This window comes from Mesorhizobium robiniae (genome assembly GCF_040545535.1).
In the GTDB taxonomy this organism is placed as follows: domain Bacteria; phylum Pseudomonadota; class Alphaproteobacteria; order Rhizobiales; family Rhizobiaceae; genus Mesorhizobium; species Mesorhizobium robiniae.
The window spans coordinates 1-20,317 of sequence record NZ_JBEPMC010000025.1 but is presented as its reverse complement, the minus strand read 5'-3'; the positions used below and the strand labels follow the sequence as shown (position 1 = coordinate 20,317).

19 protein-coding genes are annotated in these 20,317 nt (G+C 59.4%); 16 read left to right on the top strand and 3 right to left on the bottom strand.

Annotated elements, in window-relative coordinates:
- The first annotated feature begins 592 nt into the window (after window positions 1-592).
- The 9 genes from ABID19_RS33980 to ABID19_RS33940 all read left to right on the top strand — a co-directional run bounded on the left by ABID19_RS33980 (window position 593) and on the right by ABID19_RS33940 (window position 9,430).
- Window positions 593-1,606 carry an Effector protein NopP gene (locus tag ABID19_RS33980; protein ID WP_263807160.1) on the top strand — a complete coding sequence of 338 codons (1,014 nt, stop codon included), beginning with the start codon at window positions 593-595 and terminating at the stop codon, window positions 1,604-1,606.
- A gap of 1,367 nt (window positions 1,607-2,973) precedes the next feature.
- Entirely contained in the window at window positions 2,974-3,276 is a 303-nt protein-coding gene (locus tag ABID19_RS33975) for a nodulation protein NopC (protein WP_263791826.1), read from the top strand.
- 71 nt (window positions 3,277-3,347) lie between these two features.
- The gene (locus ABID19_RS33970; RefSeq protein ID WP_006199585.1) at window positions 3,348-3,557 is read left to right on the top strand and encodes a hypothetical protein; all 210 of its coding nucleotides are present in this window, start codon (window positions 3,348-3,350) and stop codon (window positions 3,555-3,557) included.
- Window positions 3,558-3,668: 111 nt separating this feature from the next.
- Complete coding sequence (locus ABID19_RS33965) at window positions 3,669-4,565, top strand: FHA domain-containing protein (RefSeq protein WP_263807159.1); 897 nt, start codon at window positions 3,669-3,671, stop codon at window positions 4,563-4,565.
- 50 nt (window positions 4,566-4,615) lie between these two features.
- Window positions 4,616-5,149 (top strand): hypothetical protein, encoded by a 534-nt coding sequence (locus tag ABID19_RS33960; RefSeq protein ID WP_263807158.1) that lies wholly within the window; start codon window positions 4,616-4,618, stop codon window positions 5,147-5,149.
- A gap of 2 nt (window positions 5,150-5,151) precedes the next feature.
- Window positions 5,152-5,562 carry a type III secretion apparatus assembly chaperone SctY gene (sctY, locus tag ABID19_RS33955; RefSeq protein ID WP_263791831.1) on the top strand — a complete coding sequence of 137 codons (411 nt, stop codon included), beginning with the start codon at window positions 5,152-5,154 and terminating at the stop codon, window positions 5,560-5,562.
- A gap of 11 nt (window positions 5,563-5,573) precedes the next feature.
- Window positions 5,574-7,670: a type III secretion system export apparatus subunit SctV gene (sctV, locus tag ABID19_RS33950; RefSeq protein ID WP_263807163.1), complete on the top strand. Its 2,097-nt coding sequence runs from the start codon at window positions 5,574-5,576 to the stop codon at window positions 7,668-7,670.
- Window positions 7,671-7,705: 35 nt separating this feature from the next.
- The gene (locus ABID19_RS33945) at window positions 7,706-8,254 is read left to right on the top strand and encodes a tetratricopeptide repeat protein (RefSeq protein ID WP_263807157.1); all 549 of its coding nucleotides are present in this window, start codon (window positions 7,706-7,708) and stop codon (window positions 8,252-8,254) included.
- Window positions 8,255-8,536: 282 nt separating this feature from the next.
- A complete protein-coding gene (locus tag ABID19_RS33940) occupies window positions 8,537-9,430 on the top strand; it encodes a MurR/RpiR family transcriptional regulator (RefSeq protein WP_354494826.1) in 894 nt (297 codons plus the stop codon).
- Between the two features lie 92 nt (window positions 9,431-9,522).
- On the opposite strand, the gene ABID19_RS33935 is transcribed toward ABID19_RS33940, so the two are convergent.
- Entirely contained in the window at window positions 9,523-9,960 is a 438-nt protein-coding gene (locus tag ABID19_RS33935) for a DMT family transporter (RefSeq protein ID WP_263807155.1), read from the bottom strand.
- Window positions 9,961-10,640: 680 nt separating this feature from the next.
- On the opposite strand from ABID19_RS33935, the gene ABID19_RS33930 reads away from it, so the two are divergent.
- The 7 genes from ABID19_RS33930 (at window position 10,641) to ABID19_RS33900 (ending at window position 17,981) form a co-directional block, all read left to right on the top strand.
- Window positions 10,641-11,102, top strand: coding sequence for a hypothetical protein (locus ABID19_RS33930; RefSeq protein WP_263791837.1), 462 nt, complete (start codon window positions 10,641-10,643; stop codon window positions 11,100-11,102).
- Between the two features lie 17 nt (window positions 11,103-11,119).
- A complete protein-coding gene (locus ABID19_RS33925) occupies window positions 11,120-12,337 on the top strand; it encodes a cytochrome P450 (RefSeq protein WP_263807154.1) in 1,218 nt (405 codons plus the stop codon).
- 46 nt (window positions 12,338-12,383) lie between these two features.
- On the top strand, window positions 12,384-12,629 hold the full coding sequence (locus ABID19_RS33920; protein WP_263807153.1) for a ferredoxin: 246 nt from the start codon (window positions 12,384-12,386) through the stop codon (window positions 12,627-12,629).
- A gap of 180 nt (window positions 12,630-12,809) precedes the next feature.
- Window positions 12,810-13,445, top strand: coding sequence for a nuclear transport factor 2 family protein (locus ABID19_RS33915; protein ID WP_263807152.1), 636 nt, complete (start codon window positions 12,810-12,812; stop codon window positions 13,443-13,445).
- A gap of 317 nt (window positions 13,446-13,762) precedes the next feature.
- Window positions 13,763-15,364 (top strand): SDR family oxidoreductase, encoded by a 1,602-nt coding sequence (locus ABID19_RS33910; protein WP_263807151.1) that lies wholly within the window; start codon window positions 13,763-13,765, stop codon window positions 15,362-15,364.
- A 308-nt stretch (window positions 15,365-15,672) separates the two neighbouring features.
- Window positions 15,673-16,725 carry an LLM class flavin-dependent oxidoreductase gene (locus ABID19_RS33905; RefSeq protein ID WP_263807162.1) on the top strand — a complete coding sequence of 351 codons (1,053 nt, stop codon included), beginning with the start codon at window positions 15,673-15,675 and terminating at the stop codon, window positions 16,723-16,725.
- 635 nt (window positions 16,726-17,360) lie between these two features.
- Window positions 17,361-17,981: a nitrogen fixation protein NifQ gene (locus tag ABID19_RS33900; protein ID WP_263807161.1), complete on the top strand. Its 621-nt coding sequence runs from the start codon at window positions 17,361-17,363 to the stop codon at window positions 17,979-17,981.
- Here the strand turns inward: ABID19_RS33900 and rpoN are convergent.
- Both rpoN and ABID19_RS33890 read right to left on the bottom strand, forming a co-directional pair.
- A complete protein-coding gene (gene rpoN, locus ABID19_RS33895) occupies window positions 17,978-19,462 on the bottom strand; it encodes an RNA polymerase factor sigma-54 (RefSeq protein ID WP_263807150.1) in 1,485 nt (494 codons plus the stop codon). The two genes, ABID19_RS33900 and rpoN, sit on opposite strands and share 4 nt — an antisense overlap.
- Before the next feature lie 71 nt (window positions 19,463-19,533).
- A complete protein-coding gene (locus ABID19_RS33890) occupies window positions 19,534-20,067 on the bottom strand; it encodes a peroxiredoxin (RefSeq protein WP_263807149.1) in 534 nt (177 codons plus the stop codon).
- Window positions 20,068-20,317 lie beyond the last annotated feature (250 nt).

The window sequence follows — 20,317 nt, the reverse complement described above, 5'->3', positions numbered from 1 at the left end:
CGTCGTCCCACCCCACCAGCAAGATAGAAAGAACGTCGATCCATGCGTGAGCGCCCTGCACGCCCACCTGTGCCCCGAGGCGGGCGACAACCGCGCAGGCACCCGCTAACATCAAGGGAGCGGCATGAAGCTGCCAATCATGCTCCCGGGTTCCCGCGCACACCGTCTGACGCTCAGGTCGGGGCTTTGGGTCCCGATCGCGTCGCTCCACGGTCGCAGCGGGCTCGCGCTCGGCCCCATTGGCTCACCGACGCCCATATTAACGCGGATTACTGGCTCCTGGACTAGGAATGGCAGGGTAATCGGCCGGTTGTTACCGCGGAGAGCTTGCTTCTGATCGTGGTCATGTCGGGGCCCATCAGAACGCCAGGCCGGGGCGCTGCGGACCCTGACCACTGCGCGTCCGGCCTGGCTTCAGCCTGTGACACCGCCTGTTTGAATAGGCCCAGACAATCACATGTTGCGCAAAAATCTCAACCTGTCGCTCGCGCTCGACGAAGGCCTACACCCGCGAAAGCAATCTGCAACCCCTGTCACGTGAGCGGAGTGCGTTGGCGGGATCGCCATAACCTGACCATCGCGCAGAAGCGTGATGCAGACGCTCAACGCGTATCGTCAGCTTGTGGTCAGCTTGCGGTCAGCAAGGCTGACTATCATTCCGCTGGAGTCACCCCCCACTCAGTGGAAAACTCTGCCGATAGGAACGCGAAGCATGCATAGCCGGATCAGTTGTTCATCCAATACCCAATCCGCGCGTGCAGGCGACGTTGACAACGCGAGATGGTCGGCGACCAGCTCTGCGCAAGCCGGTAGCGGCGGCCACGGCTTTGCCGAAATACTTGCAGTTATGCACTTAGAAGCACGGGAGTCCCGCGCTAGTTCTTCTTCAGCGGCGCCCCTGTCTTCTTCATCAGCGGCAACGCCATCGTATGCCCTCGTTCCCCGACCTCCTGTGGTGGAGATATCTCGCTCTTCATTCGAGAAAAAAGCGAAGGCCTTTTATGGCGATGAAATGGTGCATATCGCGTCGAAGCCACAAGAGTACTCGACTTCCCTTTCCTCCAAAGCCAGGCGAACGGTGGAAATTGCTGACCAATACGGCACCACCAGGTTTGATACAGAGCAGGCACGGTATTTCAGCTATCAATTGGGCAGCCAAAGTGTCGGGCTTCTTAGAACCGAAGGCGGAGATAGCATGGGTAATCTGTTCGAGGGGGAAAAGTGGCGAGAACTTTTTCCTGGGCGAACTGAGGTGACATCCATCGTAGATTTGCGGGTTACGCACCCGCTTGTCGAGAACGCAGGAGACATTCTGCTGGAGCATCAACTTCGACTCGACGGCGACAGACCATTGCTCAATTCTTGCCCCGCAAACCCACAAGCGAAAGAGCGCGCAATGGCGATGGGTTTTGTCGCGGTGGATGACTTTAACATGGTACTAGACCCCACCCAGCATCCCGATAAGTGGACGAAGAACAGTGACGGTGAATGGCAGCGTGCGGGCAAACCTGCCATGTACCTCTCCAAGGCGGACGATAGTGAAGGCAGCGATACCGAGAGTGTCGTAACCACGGCGGCGGATTCCTGCGACGATGACTTTATGTAGACCGCCGAATGGGATCTTATAGGAATTACGTCAAATAGACGAGACGTGAAAGTTCGGGGTACGAGCGTTCCGGGCGCTAGCACTGCTTTGGCAGATTTTTAGCTGATATGGATCTGCGGCAGTGCGGACACCGTGTTGGTGGCGGCTGCGCGAGAGCGCTGAGGATAGCCGGGCGCTCTCACGTTGTCTGCGTATAAACGCGCTGAAGCGGTGTGCTCTGTCAGCTGACCGCACTCGCGGCCTTCCACTCCGCCATTGCGTTCAGACGATGAAGATGGATCCTGAGTCGCTGAGCGTCTTGCGCGAGGTGGAATGAAGAGGTTGCGTATGGCGGGAACTGGGTGCCTCGGCGGCACGCCACGGATGCAATCGAGATATTGCAACTCTCAAAGCGAAACAGGACAAACCCCTCCGACAGGGACCGGAGGGGCAAGTCTTGGGAGGACGCGCGTCAACCTGCGTTCACCAACAGCGCGTCTTCCGAATAATGTCCAAGTGCAACGCCGGTGTGACACTCCGAACAAAAACCGCCAAAGCCGCTGCCGTGCGGTTTGGCGCGAGCGATATGCGTTCATTCCGCCGATCATAAGGTCGTACGTGTCAGCGAGCTATGGTCGCCGAAGGGGTTCTCCCTGCTCGTGATGTCCCCCACTCCATTGGGCGCAATCATACCGATTGCAGGTTACTCTGCAGCTCCTATGCTCTTGGCACCGAAGATATTCGAAGGTTCGAAACCTGGAGGAAGACAACTGGATCGGTTTGCTGGTTTTCCATCGACTCCGTCGACGAGGCGAAGGATGAGAGTGTTCCGGCATGCTCGCCACAGCGCATGGCTGTCAATCTGGCACCCCACAGTAACGGAGAAGCTCATAGTGAGACACCCGTCAGCACTGCTGACGATCGGCGACCTCGCGCATTGCCAGTCGCCACCCGCATAAGGGAGGCCAGCTTGACCGTGTGTGCTGCTTTGCGTGCGCTGGTCCCTGGCCTCGGCCTTCGCGATCTCAAGACAGCATGTCTGAACGCGGCTTGGGCATCGACGTGTCGCTTGTCCGCGAAACTGGTGATGCGCGGGAATATTTTTCCCCGCCACGAGGTCTTCGAATTTGGTACGCGTTATCGCGTTGATTGTTTCGTCGAAGATAGGTGATTTTCGCTCCTTGTAGGTCAAATGAGGCCCGTTAGAGGGGTCATTGAAGAAGCCTCATGTGTGGAGGCCCCAGCTTGCGCACAACCACCATTTTGTCGCAGCGCCGACTTTTCTGAAACTCGTCAGCTTCTCGAAAGCTGGCGCTCGTATCATCAAAACGTCACATGGCTTCGCCGTCTGTTGATGGCCATGCAAACGAAGATCAGAGGAGCGCCCGATGATTGGAATTGGAGGGGTTGGTGGCATTGGTGTTTCCTTGGCCCGAACGGGTCACGGAGGTGCTCATGGACCACGGCAGGACGCGCCCGCCGAGCATTCTAGCCAGAGTAAACCGGGTGACACGCGCGGTCATGGCGCAAGCGGCCATGAAGATGGTGCGGCCGTTTCCGGGAATGACTGGCAAGGTGCAGCTCAAAAGGAAGCCTTCGATGCGGCTCTCAGGTCGGTGGCAATTCAAATTGTGAACGACTCCATGGGTGATCTCGACGATGCTCTGGAGGAAACAGAAGAAGGTGCCTGACGCCGGATGGTCCGACGTCAGGAGACGCAAGCCGTCAATGGCGGCAATCTGAAACAGAAAGGTGAAGCAACATGGTTGGTAAAGTTGGTGCCGTAGCCGGCGCGGCCGCTGCAGTTGGAACGGATATAGCTGCAAAGGGCGCTGGTGAACTCGCTTTCCAGGCGCAAATCGCGCAGCTGACGGCTGTCAGCTTGGAGGCGACGCAGAGGAGCGTGACGATGCGCACTGTCACGACCGAACTCGGGTCAATCAAGAAGGTGGCCGACGAGCGGGTTCAGTGATGTTGGAAGTGGGCGCCCCGCATATGCCGTCCTGGCGGCGGTGCGCTGTATGAAGTCAAATGAGCCGCATGGCAGCTGCCGTGCGGCTCTCTCCTGTTCAGGAGATTATCGGTGAATGATGCCGCTTCCCTTCATTTCGAAGTGCTATCCGGACTTTATTCCGGACTGACCGGAAATTCCGCTTCTGGAGCGAACCTGATCGGCAGTGGCCTCGATGCCGATATGGTCTTCGTCGAGCAACGACTCGAGCCGCATCATTTTCGCATCAGTTTTCTTCGCAATTCTATCGAGGCTGAGGTCGAGGCCGTTGCGGCCGGAATCAGCATCGAGGGGCGCGACGATATTGCCGCAGGCGAGCGCGTTGTCGTTCCTCTTCCTGTGGTCATTCATGCGGGCACGATGTCCATTCTCTGGTCGGCACCGGATGCAGCACAACCCGGTTCGATTGGCATACCGCGCCTTTCAATTCCGCTGCTCGCCATACTGATAGTCGGCTTGCTCGGGGTCGGCATTCTCTCAACCATTTTCTTCAACTACGGCAGCGCCGATGCATTGAGCACCAATTCACCCGACGCCGAGCCTGCACCCGAGCCAACCATCAACCACCCTGATGGTCAAGCCGCCCAGGCGGCGGCACAGGCGCTGCAGCAGGAAGTTGAAAGAGCGGGCCTGCTCAATATAAAAATCGCCTCCGCAAACGGTGTTGTGACCGCCAACGGAACAGTTATTCCTGCCTTGGTCGCCAGATGGCAGAAGGTCCAGCAGTGGTTCGATCATCGTACGAATGGTGAGCTGACACTGGTGAGCGGAGTGGCTATCAAAGAGGAGAAGGCGCCATCTTCAATCGCCGTTGAAGCTGTTTGGCGTGGAGTCCTGCCGTACGTCCTGATCGGTGGCCAAAAGTATTTCGTCGGTGCCCTCCTAGATGATGGATGGATTATCGATCGAATCGAGGAGAGTCGTGTGCTGCTGAGCCGAAATGGCCAGTTTGCTGCTCTCCCCTATTAAAGTCTCCAATTCGGAGACCTTATTTTCGCAGGCCTATTAAGGAAGATGTCATGGTCAAGCTGCCTAGCCACCCTGTCGGGCCCGGCACCTCTCCACAAAGGTTCAACATCGATGACCGTGAATCAACAATAGAGCCTGCCATCCGTCAAGCGATTGACAAGCAGATCAATGGTGCTCATTCAAATGGCGACAAGAAGCACGCGTCGATTGGGCGGGAAACGCACACGCGGGATCTTCCGCTGGCGATCAACGGTGTGCCGGAGGTTGGTGGTGTCGACGCAATCACGCGCGTCAGTCCTAACGAATTGCGCGCCCGGATCAACGTGGTCAACCCACGCGCGGAATTGGTCCCCCTTGATGGCCACAATCTCGCACAAGAGCAACTCTCCTTCGTCACGCCACGGCTGCGTTATCCGGACGTGCTGCGCGCGGAGAAGCATTGTGTTCTTCTGCAAGGCTTGGTTGACACGCTGGCGGCCGCTCCTGAGGATTTGGTGTCGCGTGACGGCGTTGCCGTCCTGAAAGACGAGTTGCAGCGGCTGATCCTGCTCCGGCAGAACCGGAACAGCTTGATCGAGGGCTAGCGATGTCAGTCGAACGAAGCACACTCCCGCCAATAGACGTTTCCAAAACCGGTGATGTCTTGATCTCCGAGCAGGCGCGCGATTTGCTCTGTGCACTTTCCTATGTTCACCTTGCATGTGGGCAGAGCGCACATAGCTTGGCTCTGTTGCGGCTTGCCGCTCACGCCAATTCTCAAGAGGTCGATCTGCTGCGCATTCTCGCGTACGCCCTCATCTCGGAGGGTCTTGGCGATGAAGCACTAACGATCCTGGATAGACTGGACATACTTGATGAGCAGCCGTCTTCGCGCCTCCCTTTGACTCTCATGCGTAGCCATGCCCTGCGGCGGGCCGGCCGGATGGAAGAGGCGCGCGCGGTTTTCCAAAGCTACGTCTCACTGCGTGGCAGCACAGTTCTTGTCGAACAGTCATAAGAATGGTCCCCATAACCAACGTCCTGCGTAACTTCATCTCGCGAGCGCCGGCCAACCCGGACTTGATGGTCGCGTTGATACTGCTTCTGGCGATCGGAATGATGATCATTCCGATCCCGATTGTAGCGATCGACACGCTGATCGGATTCAATCTGGGATTCGCCATACTGCTGCTGATGGTTGCGCTGTACGTGGCCACGCCAATTGATTTTTCCTCCTTGCCGGGCGTCATTTTGATTTCCACGGTATTCCGTCTGGCGCTCACCATCGCAACGACGCGATTAATTCTGGCTGAGGGGGAGGCCGGCAGCATCATCTACACGTTCGGCGATTTCGTCATATCTGGCAATATCGCCGTAGGCGTTGTCATATTCCTGGTCGTGACCATGGTGCAGTTCATGGTCCTCGCCAAGGGCGCCGAACGCGTGGCAGAAGTGGCGGCGCGCTTCACGCTCGACGCTCTGCCGGGCAAGCAAATGGCGATCGATGCGGAGCTACGGAACGGCCATATCGATCAGAACGAATCTCGCCGGCGGCGCGCCGCATTGGAGAGAGAAAGCCAACTTTATGGCGCCATGGACGGGGCCATGAAATTCGTGAAGGGCGATGCCATCGCCGGGCTGGTGGTCATCTGCATCAACATGCTGGGTGGTATCTCCATCGGCCTTCTCTCGAAGGGCATGTCCTTTAGCGATGTACTGCATCAATATACTCTACTGACGATCGGTGATGCGTTGATCTCGCAGATTCCGGCGCTGCTGCTCTCAATTACAGCGGCGACCATGGTCACTCGTGTCAGTGGGGGGGCGGGACTCAATCTTGGTGCCGACATAGTCAACCAGCTGACCGCCAGTAAGCGAGCGTTGCGGCTGGCGGCCTGCGTCCTGGTTGTGATGGGTTTTGTTCCTGGCTTTCCGCTGCTCGTCTTTCTCGTCCTGGCCGCGGTCTTCGCGGCGGCAAGCTTTGTCAGCGGTGATCTCCAAGGCGCCGACAAGGTCATTTCCACAACGACAGGTCCAGCGCAGCCTGACACCGAAGCCGCACCTGCGGAGGCACGTCCGATCGCGTTATTCCTTGCGCCTAGCCTGACACAGGCTCTCGACAAGGACGAATTGCAACAGCACATCGCACGCGTTTCGGGACTGGTCTCTGCTGATCTCGGCATAATCGTCCCCCCCATCCGTTTCACGGCCGACCAGCAGTTGCCCGAGTCGGAATTCCGGATAGATGTTGAGGGCGTGCCGGTTGAACAGGGTTTGATTGATCCGACGCAGCTCGCGCTTACCGACGATCTGGCGAACATTGAATTGAGTGACATCCCGTTTCGGCATGACCCAGAGACGGACAGGATTTGGATCGAACAAAGCCATGCACCGGCTCTCAATGCCGCCGGTATCGGGCATCACCGTCCTAGTGAACTCCTCGCCTTGCGCGTCCATGCGACGCTAATGCGCTATGCACAACGCTTGGTGGGTATCCAGGAGACGCGCGAATTGCTTGGTCGAATGGAGAAGGAATATTCCGAGCTGGTGAAGGAGGTGCTACGCACGACGCCGATCCCCCGGATTGCCGATGTGCTGCGCCGCCTGCTGGATGAGGGCATCCCGATCCGTAACACACGGCTGGTCCTGGAGGCTTTGTCCGAATGGAGCGAACGTGAGCAAAACGTTGCGCTTCTCACGGAATATGTTCGCTCCGGTCTGAAACGGCAGATCTGCCACCGCTATGCGAATGCCCAGCGTATTGTGCCTGCCTTCATCATCGAACGTGAAACTGAGGATGTGGTGCGCGGTGCGATACGCGATTCGGCCGTCGGGCCGTACCTGGTACTCGAGGATTGGCAAAGCGAGATGCTGGTGTCGCAAATGCGTCAGATCCAGTCGAGCATAGCGCCAGGGCAGACCAGCGCCGTCATATTGGCTTCAATGGATGTCCGACGCTTCGTCCGTGGTTTTCTCACCCGCAACGGCATCGATCTCGCTGTGTTGTCTTATCAGGACCTCGCCTCCGACTTTACGATTCAGCCCATTGGATCCGTCAAGCTCATGGCTGAACCGAATAAAGTAATGTCAGACGAACGTCGTAACCCGCGCGCTTCGGCCAGCTGACAAGAACAAAGGACGCGATCACAGGTGAGAATAGCATGAAGTCATACCAAAATTTACACGCAATACGGCTGCGGTCATTTCGTCTGGCCTCGATTGTCTTCGCTATACTCACCATAGTGCCTCTCAGCGCTTGCTCAAGCTGGAATAAGTCAGGTCTGTCAGTGAAGGAGGCGGCGCCGCCGGATTTGCTCGGTGCCAAGGATATCGATCCGGCTATGCGCGAACGCATTGCGCGCGCTGTTGGTCCAGATACTGACGAGCGAGCTTTGCAGGATGAGCTGAAGCAGCAACCGGGCAATGTCGATGCGGCGATCCGTCTTACGAAGGCCCTGGTGGCGCAGAAACGCGAGAGTGAGGCGCTTCAGATACTCGACAACGTCCTGCTTGCGGCACCAAATAATTTGCGCGCATTGAACGCGAAGGGAGTTGTCTTCGATCTTGAGGGCCGGCACGACGCGGCACAAGCACTATACCGGCAAGCCCTCAAAACAGAACCAGGAAATCAGATGTTGCGTAACAATCTCAACCTGTCGCTCGCGCTTGACGGGACGGCCGAACCGAGTGCGTCAGCCCGAACGCTATAGCTTGGCATTGGCTCGGAACCGTACCGCACACGACTAACAACTTCGCAGCAGCTTGTCATCAGCCCCTGTCGCCCCGCAGTGCCTCACGACACCGAACTCAGTGCGAACAAGCTTCGTCGAAAGGAATGCAAATTGCTCTCCCAAATGGGTTGGGTAGCTCGGCATCAGGGTGGTGCGTTCAGGATGAAAGTTCATTTGAGACTAACATCGAGTGTTCCTTCCACGACATCGAAGGATCTTTCGGCCGGGCGAACGCGGTGGAGCGGTATGGAAAAGGGCCCTTTGGCCGGCGTTTTGGTCGACCGGTTCGAAAGGATGCCGCGGCAGCTCCAGCTGGCTGCCCGATTTGTGTTGGATCATCCGCAGGACGTTGCGTTGATGTCGATGCGCGAGCAGGCGCATTTGGCGGGTGTGTCCCACACGACCATGATGAGGCTGGCGCGATGGGTCGGCCTGGACGGCTACGAGGACATGCGCAGCCTTTATGCAAAGGCGATCCGCACGTCTGCGGAGCCGGCGCTGCCGGGGCGTCGGGAAGATGGTGATGGCGGTTGCTCGATGGTTGGAGTCGTCGCGGCCACGCTGACAGCGCAAATCGCAAGGCTCGGGGAAGTCGAGAACGCGATGCAGCTGATGGCTGCTGCGAGTGTCCTTGCGGCGAGCCGAAACCTGTTCAGCCTTGGGCTTCGCGGAGAGTATCCGGTGGCGCAGCATTTTGCCTACACGCTGTCGCGGCTTGGCCGGCAGGCGGTCGTTCTCGATGCGGCCGGGGGTCTCGGTATCGATGCCTTGCGAGGGGCTGGCAAAGGCGACGCAGTGCTGGCGGTAGGGATTGAGCCCTACTGTCGTGCAACCATCGAAACGGTGAGGCATGCAGCGCGCCAAGGCATAGCTGTCGTTGCCATCACCGACAGCAGGGTATCCCCGCTCGCCAGTACGGCCAAGGAAAGCGTTATTGTAACCAGCAGCTCTCAATCCTTCTTCAAAAGTATCGCACCGGCTGTGGCCGCAAGCGAGATCCTGGCAGCGTTGATCGCTGTCAAATCCGGGATGAATGTCGATGAGGTCGTGAAAGACACTGAGCGCCAGCTTGCGGAGCTAGATGTATTTTGGAAACCGACCCGACAGCGGGCAGGGGCGGGGGAATCGCCAGCCAAACGGTTGGAATCAGGATGAGCGCGTTTCCGGAGGCCCTATCAAGGAGGTTCGCAATTCGATGGCGTAGATCATTATTCGCTTTGCGTGGAGCCTGCCACAAGGACGGTTCCCTACTCCCTTTCGGCAATTGGGCGAACTTGCCTGGAGATGACACGGCGCTCAGGCATGGATGTGATCAACGCACCGACAATGATGGCCAATGCCGCAAGCATTCCTGTACCTGTGAGCCATTCGCCGAAGAAAACGGCTGCGAAGAGGGCGGAAAAGAACAGCTCGCTCGATTCGATGACTTGCGTCTTGTAAGCCTCGATATGCTGAACAGCGCGAATTGTGCAGTAGAATCCGCAGATCGAGGGGAGAATCCCGAGCGCTAGCAAAGTTGCAAAGGTGTTCGCTGACGGCATTGGCGCGCCGCTCCAGGCATAGGAAACAGCGAGCATCAAGCGGCTTGGTAGTAAAAAGTACCAAAGCCGGGACAGGCCACTGAAAAGACATCGCTTTCGGTGCGCCAAGATCCCGCCCGACCCCCATGGCGTCTCCGGGCACAAGCGTGGCCATCCAGAGACTCATATGACAGCACTGACCTAAAACGCAACGCCTCGGCGAGGCCGTCGGCCGTTTCGCTGTCCGCAACGTTACCTGAACCCGAGCGTGGCCTTCCGTTGACCGCCACGGTGTCGCGCCGTTGTTGCCTGTGCCGGGACTGGAAAACACTGCTCCCCCATCGAGGGGGAGCGCATTGAGCCATGGAGGCACCCGGCCTTTGGGTTGTCGTCTGGACTTCGCACCGCTCAATCCGGACGGCGACTGAGCCGCGTATTTTCAAGCGTCCGGACGGGATCGGGGCACGCATGACCGTGCAGACAGGATAGATCGACTCACTCACGAGGCTCGGTGGCGGTTGCTACCCAATCACTCGCGGGGCGCTGTCCCGCCATGGGGGATAGAAACGCTGTGCTAGAGTGGCGGTAGAGGGGAGCGGCCATCAGCGTTTTGGTGGTGTCTAACCGCGTCACCTAACATGGCCCATAGGCTGCTGCGCACTTGAAAGTGGAGACGCCGTTTTTCGGCGATCCCGTTTAGGAATTTGATCGTTTGGCACAGCCTAGCCCCTCCATTCGTCAACCGAATAGGAGAGCCTTCCATATCTCGAACAAGGAAGTCTCGCAGCAGGCATGATATTTCAGCTACACACCCACCGCTCCTCTAGTCGGTTCGCGGGGTTTGCATGGTTGAGGTTCCTTTCATTGCTCCTCCGTGCGGCGTCTACCCGCAACCCATGCCGTGTCTGAAACTGGACGAGAATGTCGAAAGCCAGACCCCAAAGGGTGGCACGGGGCCGGGCCGCTCGTACGCAGAAGTCGTGCAGCGCCGTCAGTGCGCCAATCCGGCACGCAACTTGCCTCGATGGTTTTGTCACACGGCACGTCAGAAGGCCTCACGGAGTTCAGCGGTGATACAACAGCCTCTCAAAATCAGTGCGTATAAGACGGCGCGGTCCCTCAAGGACCTGAAGACGACGTGGTTGCCCTTGCCGCTTGAATTCGCGACCGGTCTCATCCGCGCCGGTGCGCAGATCGGCTGCACCTCGCAACAGAACCTCATCGCGCCTGAGCGGGAATTTTACCACCCGTCGGCAATCGACTTCATGACCGGCCGTGCAGTCTCAATCGAGCGCAGGTACACCTGACGTTCAGGAGAAACCGAATGACGACAAACCTGGTTCCAGATCATGTCCCGCCCGAAATGGTGAGGGACTTCAGCCTGTTTACGTCACCAGGCATGTCACCGACGCCCAACGGGGATCCGCATGCAGCTGTCGCTTGCGCCCATGACGGGCCGCCGATCTTTTATTCCCCCTACAACACGCAAGATGGCCGGGGGACCTGGGTCATCACCCGCGCCGCAGACCAGCGCAAGGTGCTGCAGGACACTGAAACCTTTTCCAGCCATCGCAGCATCTTCTCCTCCGTGCTAGGCGAAACCTGGCCGACGATCCCGCTTGAACTGGATCCGCCGGCCCATGGCGTCTTTCGCTCACTGCTCAGTCCGCTGCTTTCGCCAAAGCGGGTGAGGGTGTTGGAGCCGGCTGTCCGCGAGCGAGCGGTCACGCTGATCGATAGTATCGCCGCATCGGGCACAAGTTGCGATGTCATGAAGGAGTTTGCCTTTCCTTTCACGGTCAGCATCTTCCTTCGCTTTTTGGGGTTGCCGGATCACCGGCTCGACACATTTGTTGGATGGGCGAAAGACCTGCTCCACGGCGACGGTGTGAAACGACCTGTGGCTGCCCGGACGATTGTGACGTTCATCGATGAACTTGCAACCAATCGCCGCAAGGAGCCGGTAGACGATCTCATGACCTTCATCGTGCAGGCACAGGTCGAGGGCCGCCGGCTGACCGACGAGGAGATCCGTGGCATCGGCGTGCTTGTGTTCGTCGCGGGACTTGACACGGTCGCAGCAGCGATAGGCTTTGACCTGGCTTATCTCGCACGCAACCTCAAGGATCAGGAACTGCTGCGCAGCGAACCGGACCGGATCGCGCTCGCAGCCGAAGAGTTGCTGCGCGCCTATCCGCCCATTCAGTTGATCCGCGTTGCAACAAAAGATATCGACTTCGAAGGCGCGCCGATCCGTAAGGGGGACTATGTTTCCTGCGCCACGATGATTGCCAATCGTGACCCGGCGGAATTTGGTTGCCCAAACACGATCGATCTGGCGCGAGAGGACAACCGCCACGCCGCCTTTGGCTATGGTCCCCACCGTTGCCTTGGCTCACACCTGGCCCGGCGGGAGATTATCATCGGCCTGGAGGAGTGGCTGGCGCGCATACCGGCCTTCCGGATCAAGAAGGGCACGGCACCCATCACCTGCGGCGGCCATGTGTTCGGGATCGAAAATCTGATCCTGGACTGGTCCTGACCAAGCCCCGCCCCGAGCCGGGGGCACAGACAATGGAGGCAGCGGCATGCGTATCATCGTCCAAAATTCCAAATGCCAGGGTCACGCGCGATGCGCGGCGCAAGCGCCGGATATCTTCAAGCTTGATGAAGATGGTTACATCCTGTCCGGTGACATTGAAGTTGCGGAAGGCCAGGAACTGCTTGCATCGCGAGGCGCGCGATCCTGCCCCGAACGTGCGCTGGAACTCGGCCGCGCCCTGGCTGCTCGGGTTGAATCGGACGTCATTCAACCGAGAGCCTGGCGCGCTTGAAGGGGGACCATGTGACCGCACACGGAAGAAAGGGTGGCACGCGGCCTCTGTCCCATCACTGTCCTCATCCAACTGTGCAGGCGGCAGCTCCGGCATCGAGAGGTGAGCCCCACGATGCGCAAACGGCCGGGCGAGGTTCGCGAAACACGTTTTCCAATCACAGAATGAGTGACAGAGCCGATGGGCCAGACGAAAATTACCGAACTACTCCACCGTGAGGCGATCCGCGACTGCCTCTATCGGTATTGCCGCGGGATAGACCGCGCGGATGAGGCGGCGCTGCGCAGCGCGTACTGGCCCGATGCACATGACAATCACGGGGCCTATTGCGGCTCGGCAGAGGGCTTCATCCAGTTTGCGCTCGGTGTCTTCAAGACCGGACCGCGCAACATCCATCAGATCACGAACATCCTGATCGAATTTATTGGCTCGGCAGAGGCGGCCGTCGAGAGCTATTTTACCGGGCTGCAACGCGCACCGGACGAAAGCGGAGAAGTGCGCCAGACGCTCCTATGCGGCCGTTACTGCGATCTGTTTCAGAAGAGGGAAGGAGAGTGGCGCATTGCCGAACGGACAGTGGTCTACGATTGGCTCGAGGAGCAGATCCCACCAGCGGTCCTTGAGGCAGAACGGTTCGGCCCTCGACAGCCGATTGGAGCACCACATCCGGATGATCCGGTCTACAAGCTCGGGAAGCGTCGCATTCCTTCTCGCCATGATGCCTTCAAAGGTTCGAACGCCGCACCGCCGGGGGGAACAACAGACTACGACAATTTTGCAAGGCCACACCGATCCCTGTGCAAGCCTGGCCGATGACGATACGTCCGACAGCATGCCTTTCTGCCCGCGACGGCGTGATCGTGACAGCGTTCTGTCCACACCATGAGCCCGGCCCCGACGCTTGTGTTATCGATGTGCGGGACCTCGGCAGCGTCGCCCATCGAGGCCAGCCCTATCCTCGTCCCTCACCAGGTTCGGCTGCCAAATCGGGAGTGGGCCGCTGCCGGAACGCACGTCGTCTATCCGGGCCTGCAACTGGCCGTCATCAGGACGTGCTGCTTACCCGCGACGCATCATTTGCCGCCCAACGTTGATGGGCTGAGATCGCTGGGGTTCGTCGCGGAGAAATTCTCATGAAGCAGGCAGGACGCATTGTCGTCATTACGGGCGCCGCGGGCGGGATCGGCCGTGCTCTGGTCGATATTCATGCCAGGGATGGAGACACTGTTGTTGCGGTGGACCTTCCTGGCAGCGGCGTCGTTGAACTGGCCCGTCGTCTCGGCCACCCGCATTTCGGCATCGAATGCGATGTCTCGCGAGAGGAGGATATCCTCGCGCTTTACGGCCGGATCGAAGCACAGTTCGCGCGGATCGGCGTCCTTATCAACAACGCAGCGACGGGACCCACCATGGCTGCGACGGTCGACACTGGTGTTGACGCCTTCCGGCTCGGCCTGGCAGTAAACTTGATTGGACCGTTCGTCATGGCCCGCGAAGCGGCGAGGCGCATGAGTCCGGGCGGCGCCATCGTCAACGTCGCTTCGATGTCGGGCTTGGTCGCCAATCCCAAGCGCAACGCTTACGCAGCCTCGAAAGCGGGGCTGATCTCGTTGACCAAGTCGCTTGCATGCGAGTGGGCTTCTCGCGACATTCGCGTGACGGCGGTAGCGCCGGGCTACGTGCGCACGCCGATGTTGGCAAAACTGGAACGCGTGGGCAAGATGGACCTGGCGGCAGTGCGGCGCCGGGTGCCGATGGGGCGCTTGGCGCGCCCGGACGAGATTGCCCTCGCGGTGCGTTTTCTGACCAGCCCGCAGGCGCGCTACATCACCGGATCCGTGCTGGCGGTCGACGGCGGCTGGGTGCAATTCAACCAGCCGGGGGATGCGCACCCGCCGGTGGATGGGACGCCCCTGGCCGAACTCTGCCGTCCGGCCGAACGCACCGACGCGCGGATCGTGCTCGTCACGGGTGGCGCAAACGGCATAGGGGCGGCGGTCGTTCGCCGCTTTGCCGCGAACGGCGATACCGTCGTGATTGCTGATAAAGATGGCGCTGCAGCGGCAGAGCTCGCTGCAGCGCTCGACGGCGAGAACCCGGCCAAATCCGTGGACGTGACCGTCGAGAGCGAGGTGGTGGCGCTGTTCGAGGAGGTGCGAGGACGCTTCGAGCGCATCGATGTCCTCGTCAACGGTGCTGCGGTCACCGACACCTCGTTGTCGGGAACCCAACAGATACCGCAACAGATCGAACACGTCCTTGACGTCAATCTAATCGGCGCCTTCACCTGTATGCGCGAGGCAATCAAGGCGATGTGCCCTGGCGGCGTGATCCTCAACCTTGGATCGATCAACAGCTTTCTGCCAGTGGCGTCGCGCCATGCCTACGGCGCCTCCAAGGCGGGGTTGGACATTCTGACCCGATGCATGGCGGCCGAACTCGGGCCGGTCGGCATTCGGACTGCAACCGTCGCTCCTGGCTACATCCGCACGGCCGGGGTTGCTCAGTTGGCGAAGGTCGGCCGCATCGACGCGAGAGCGATCAGACGACGCATCCCGATGGGGAGGATGGGACAGCCGGAAGACGTCGCTGAGGCGGCGTTCTTCCTGGCCTCGTCTGACGCCTCATACGTCAACGGCTCCATCCTCTACGTCGACGGCGGCTGGACCTCGTTCGGCGATGCGGGAAACGCCAGCGAACTCGATAGCGAGTATTTAGCGGAGGCCGCGCGTTGATTGTCGACTTTTCGCCAAGCCATGGGCTGCGGCTCATCGAAGCGAAGGACGTCCAGGCTAAAGGCCCCGGCAGCGTGCCGCCGCACTGCCTGCGATCGAAGATGTCATCTTCGGCGATGACGAAAAGGTCCCCACCGGTCGAAGCAGCTCAACCGCTCCGCGCGCGCCTGCAACCGCCGAATGGCGCGCGGTTTGCCGCAGGACCACGCCGACGCGAAGGGCTGGATCGACATCGCGGCCAACGCCTGATGCGCATGCCCAGCGCATCCTCCGATCGGCAAACTCCCTTTGTAAGACAAGGACACACCATGGAATTCGCGACCTTCATCCTGGCCGCCCAGCGCGGCTATCATCAATCGTGCGACAGCGTCATCCGCAACTCCATCGAACAGACCGTCGTTTCCGAGCAGGCAGGCTTCGGTACCGCGTGGTTCGCGGAGCACCACTTCAACAACTACAGCCTGATTCCCTCGCCCTTGATGATGGTGGCGCACTGCGCCGGCGTGACGAGCACCATTCGCCTGGGCACTGCTGTGTGCGTGCTACCGCTCTATCAACCGCAACGCCTGCTTTCCGAGATCGGCTTCGCCGACATCGTCGCGAACGGCCGTCTCGAGCTCGGCGTCGGCTCGGGATACCAGCAATTCGAGTTCGAGCGCTTCGGCGTGAATATTGAGGAGGCGCCGGCCCTCTTTTCGGAACACTTGGACATCCTTCTGAAGGGCCTCAACCAAGACATCTTCGAGCACAACGGCCAGTATCAGAACATACCCCCGACGGCGATTTCGGTGCGCACCGTCCAGAAGCCGACCCCGCCGATCTGGATCGCCAGCGGGCCAGCACGCATAGGCCGGGCCTATCGCGAAGGACACAATTTCTTTGTCACAGCATTCCACAACGGCTTGGAGACCTTGAGCGCGCTGCGCGAAACAATCGAGAAGACGGCGGCTTGCGAAGGCAAGAATGTCACGGACGCCAAGTTATCTCTGCTGCGTTGCTGCTATGCCAGCGACGACGAGGCCGAGATCAACAGCTATCTCGACAATGCCCGCTTCCAGCGCCGGCTGTCCGAAGCACTGCATCAGCGCCGCCAGCAGAGCCTGGACGGTTATCTCCTGCAGGAAACGCCCACGCAGCAGGATCTCTCATTCGAAACTCTGCGCCAGAACCTGCCGATCGGCAGCGTGAATCGCGTGATTGATCGCCTGCTGGAAGAAATCGATATCTTGAAACCGGACCAGATCGCTATTCAGACCCAATTGGGGGATTTCGACCAGAAGACGATGCTGCGGCAGATCGAGCTTTGGGGCGACAAGATCATTCCAGCGATCAACAAGTCGCTCGCGCATGCCGGCGGTTGACCGCAACGGCTTGAACTCTCACCTCTGCTGCTTGATCGTTTCAAAGCGCGGTCAACACCAGGGCACGGAGCGTCTGGGGGTCGCTGCTCGCGATAGACTCGGGGTCGAAGTCAGAAAGGGAATTCAAACGAATGCGGTGCCCAGCCTCCGTCGACTGTTCCCTGGCCCCTAGCCGCAGGCGGCGTTTGGCATGCCGCTCGCACGGCGAGGATGCCGGCTTCAGCAAAGCGTTCGCACGACGGGTACTCAGCAAGGGCGAGAGAGTTCGGTGCGTCGGAGAATTCCCGATGCATAGCGCTTTCGTCACCCGCGACGGCTCCAGACGAATGCCGCGATATCTGACCGCGACCGACGGCATGACCTGGATGGGCTGCGGCCGCTGTTTCAACGTCTGCTCGCGCGCGGTCTTGCATCGTTACAGCTTCGATGACGCGGGTGAAATTCTCGGCGCCCGCGACGGCGAGGGCGATGTCGCCGGCGAGCTCAATCGCATGATCATGGTTCTCGACCGCTGCGCGGCTGCATTGGCTGCCCAGTCTGCGCCCTCGTCTGCCCGAAGAACTGACAGACGCCCTGTTGCGGCGGACCCGGTCGCGGCATGGCTTGATGGGACAAACCAGAGGAGAATGGCACCTATGTTCGCCCGTCACTATGGCTGGTTCATCGACCGCCAACGGCTGCGGATCGAGCTGGAAAGCGGATTTGACCAGCATGTGCTTGCCTGTGTGCTTTCATGTGCGCTCGAGGAACTCGAGGCCGGCGAGGCGACGGCAACGGAAGCAACCGGCCTTTCGCGCGCCGAGCTGCGCGATGTCCTGTCCGGCGGCTTCCCTGCTATCCCTATCGGAGCATTCGCTTTGGAAGAGGTGGACGAGGCCGAGCCGGATCTGGAGGAAGAACTCCTGTGCGGCCTGCTTTTGGCGCATGCCCGGCCGGGCGACCTCGCGAGCGTCCGGTTCGCCAAGATCATCGCCCGGCGTGCCATGCGCAATGACCATCTGTGGCAGGACCTTGGCCTTTTCAATCGGGCCGAGGTCAGCCGCTTGCTTGCCACGCATTTCCCGACGCTGGCGGCTGGCAATACCAAAAACATGAGATGGAAGAAGTACTTTTACCGCAAGCTCTGCGAGGCTGAAGGTTTTTCCCTATGCACCACACCGAGTTGCCGGGAATGCAACGATTTCGAAAGCTGCTTCGGCCCGGAAGAAGGCGAAAGTCGCCTCGCACGGATCAAGAACGGGATCGCTTTGGATTAAGCGCCGCTTTGGTCAGCGGTACCAGGCGCCGTGCCCTGATTGCCGCTGAGCCATAAGCGCTTTTCCCGGCGCCGTTGTACGGAGGAGGGGATGTTCATCGCCTCGCGATATTTTGTGACGGTACGGCGCGCGACATCGATGCCGGTTTTCTTCAGCCGGACAGCGATGTCATCGTCGGAGAGCACGTCACCCGGGGATTCTGCGGCAATTATCGCTTTGATCCGGTGGCGGACAGCTTCCGCGGAGTGCGCCTCGCCGCCTTGACAGGAGACAAGTGCGACAGTGAAGAAATACTTCAGTTCGAACACTCCGCGTGGGGTTAGCATGTACTTGTTTGAGGTCACCCGGCTCACGGTCGACTCGTGCACGTTGATCGCTTCGGCGACAGTCCTGAGATTGAGAGGCCGCAGATGGGCGACGCCATGTTCCAAGAAGGCACCCTGCTGTCGGACGATTTCAGCCGTAACCTTAAGAATTGTCTTGGCGCGCTGATCGAGGCTGCGGATCAGCCAGTTCGCGTTTTGCAGGCATTCGTTGAGAAATGCTTGATCTTTCGGATTTTGGTCGGTTTGACGCGAGACTTCGGCCAAGTAGGTTTGGTTGATCAGCAGCTTGGGCAACGTGTCGGGATCAAGTTCGATCTGCCATCCTCCTCCCGGCGAGGGTGTGACCCAGACGTCGGGTATGATGGATTCCGGCGCTCCGGATTGGAATCGGTTTCCAGGCTTGGGATCGAGCGCACGGATTTCATGCAACATGTCGAGAAGGTCTTCTTGATCGACGCCGCAAAGCTGCTTCAATGCCTGAAAATCGCGTCGTGCAAGCAGCTCGAGATTGGCAACCAAGGCTGCCATCGCCGGGTCGAACCGGTCTCGCTGGCGTAACTGTATCTCGAGGCATTCGCTGAGAGTTCGAGCAAAAATCCCCGGTGGATCAAATTGCTGCAAGGTTGCGAGAACCCGCTCCAGATCGGCCTCCCGGGCCTTTAGGCGCTCGGCCAGCTCCGAAAGGTGTGCCTGAAGATAGCCGGTGTCTTCCAGATGAGCGGCAAGCTGGCCAGCAATCAGCCGCTCCTGCGGTGTGAATGGCGTGAGCGCGATCTGGCCAGCGACATGGTCGTGCAATGTTTCGGTGGAGGTGGTAAACTCGTCCAAGGTAGGGCGATTACCCGGCGGGTTGTTCGTCGTGTTGCGCAGCGATTTCCAATCCCCGAGCCGTTCGGAGGCCCCGGCGCTCGTCGGTCTATCAATGTCGTTTTCGCGTGCGCCGATCTGATCCTCCCCCGACATCGGCAAAACATCGCCAAAAGGCTCGCCGTCGTTTGAAGCAGGCTCCAAAAGCGGGTTCTTCTCGAGTTCCTGCTCCACGAACTGATGCAGTTCGGCACGCGCCAGTTGCAGCAAGCGGATCGACGCAATCAGCTGAGGCGATGCTACCATAGATTGCTTCTGGCGTTGAAGCAGGCTTGCTGAGGATTGCATGGTTAGCCCTCATATCCGGTGTGGGGAGGCTCTTGGCCGTGCGTAATGGGATCGGCGAGACGTTGCCCCCGTCATGCGGCGGCCTTCAGTGTTTCAAGGACGTTTTGCGGGGATGAGACACCATAAGGATCGGCCTCGCAGTTGTCGGAGAAACCTTCTTCCTCGAACCACTGCTCCACCGCGCCATCGTTGATCAGGGCGGCGTAGCGCCAGGAGCGCATGCCGAAGCCGAGATTGTCCTTGGCGACCAGCATGCCCATCTTGCGCGTGAACTCGCCTGAGCCGTCCGGAATGAGCTCGACCTTCTGCAGGCCCAAGCTCTTCCCCCACGCATTCATGACGAAGGCATCGTTGACGGAGACGCAGTAGATCGCGTCAATGCCCTCCTTCGCAAACTCGTCATAGAGCTTTTCGAAATTGGGCACTTGGTAGGTCGAGCAGGTCGGGGTGAAGGCGCCAGGCAGCGAGAACAGGACGACCCGCTTGCCCCCGAAATAGTCGTCGGATGTCTTGTCTTCCCAGCGGTATGGATTTGGCCCCTCAACGTTCTCATCACGAACACGCGTGCGAAAGGTGACGAAGGGAACCTTCTTTGTAACGGTCATCACTATTGCTCCTTTGGAAGAAAACTGGTGCATGGTTTCCTGGTTTGGGCCGACGCAACATCGGCCGGCATGGCGGACATGAGATGCGGACCTTTGCGGCTCCCAATTCTCTGTCCATCCGGTTGCCTGGGAAGGCCTTGGCTCGTTGTCTTTGTTGACCTTGCCCCTCTGATCTAATCCGGTTTGAAGTTCGTTCTGGCCCATAGAGAGGACCAGGACATGAAACGTAGCCGCTTCTCTGAAGAGCAGA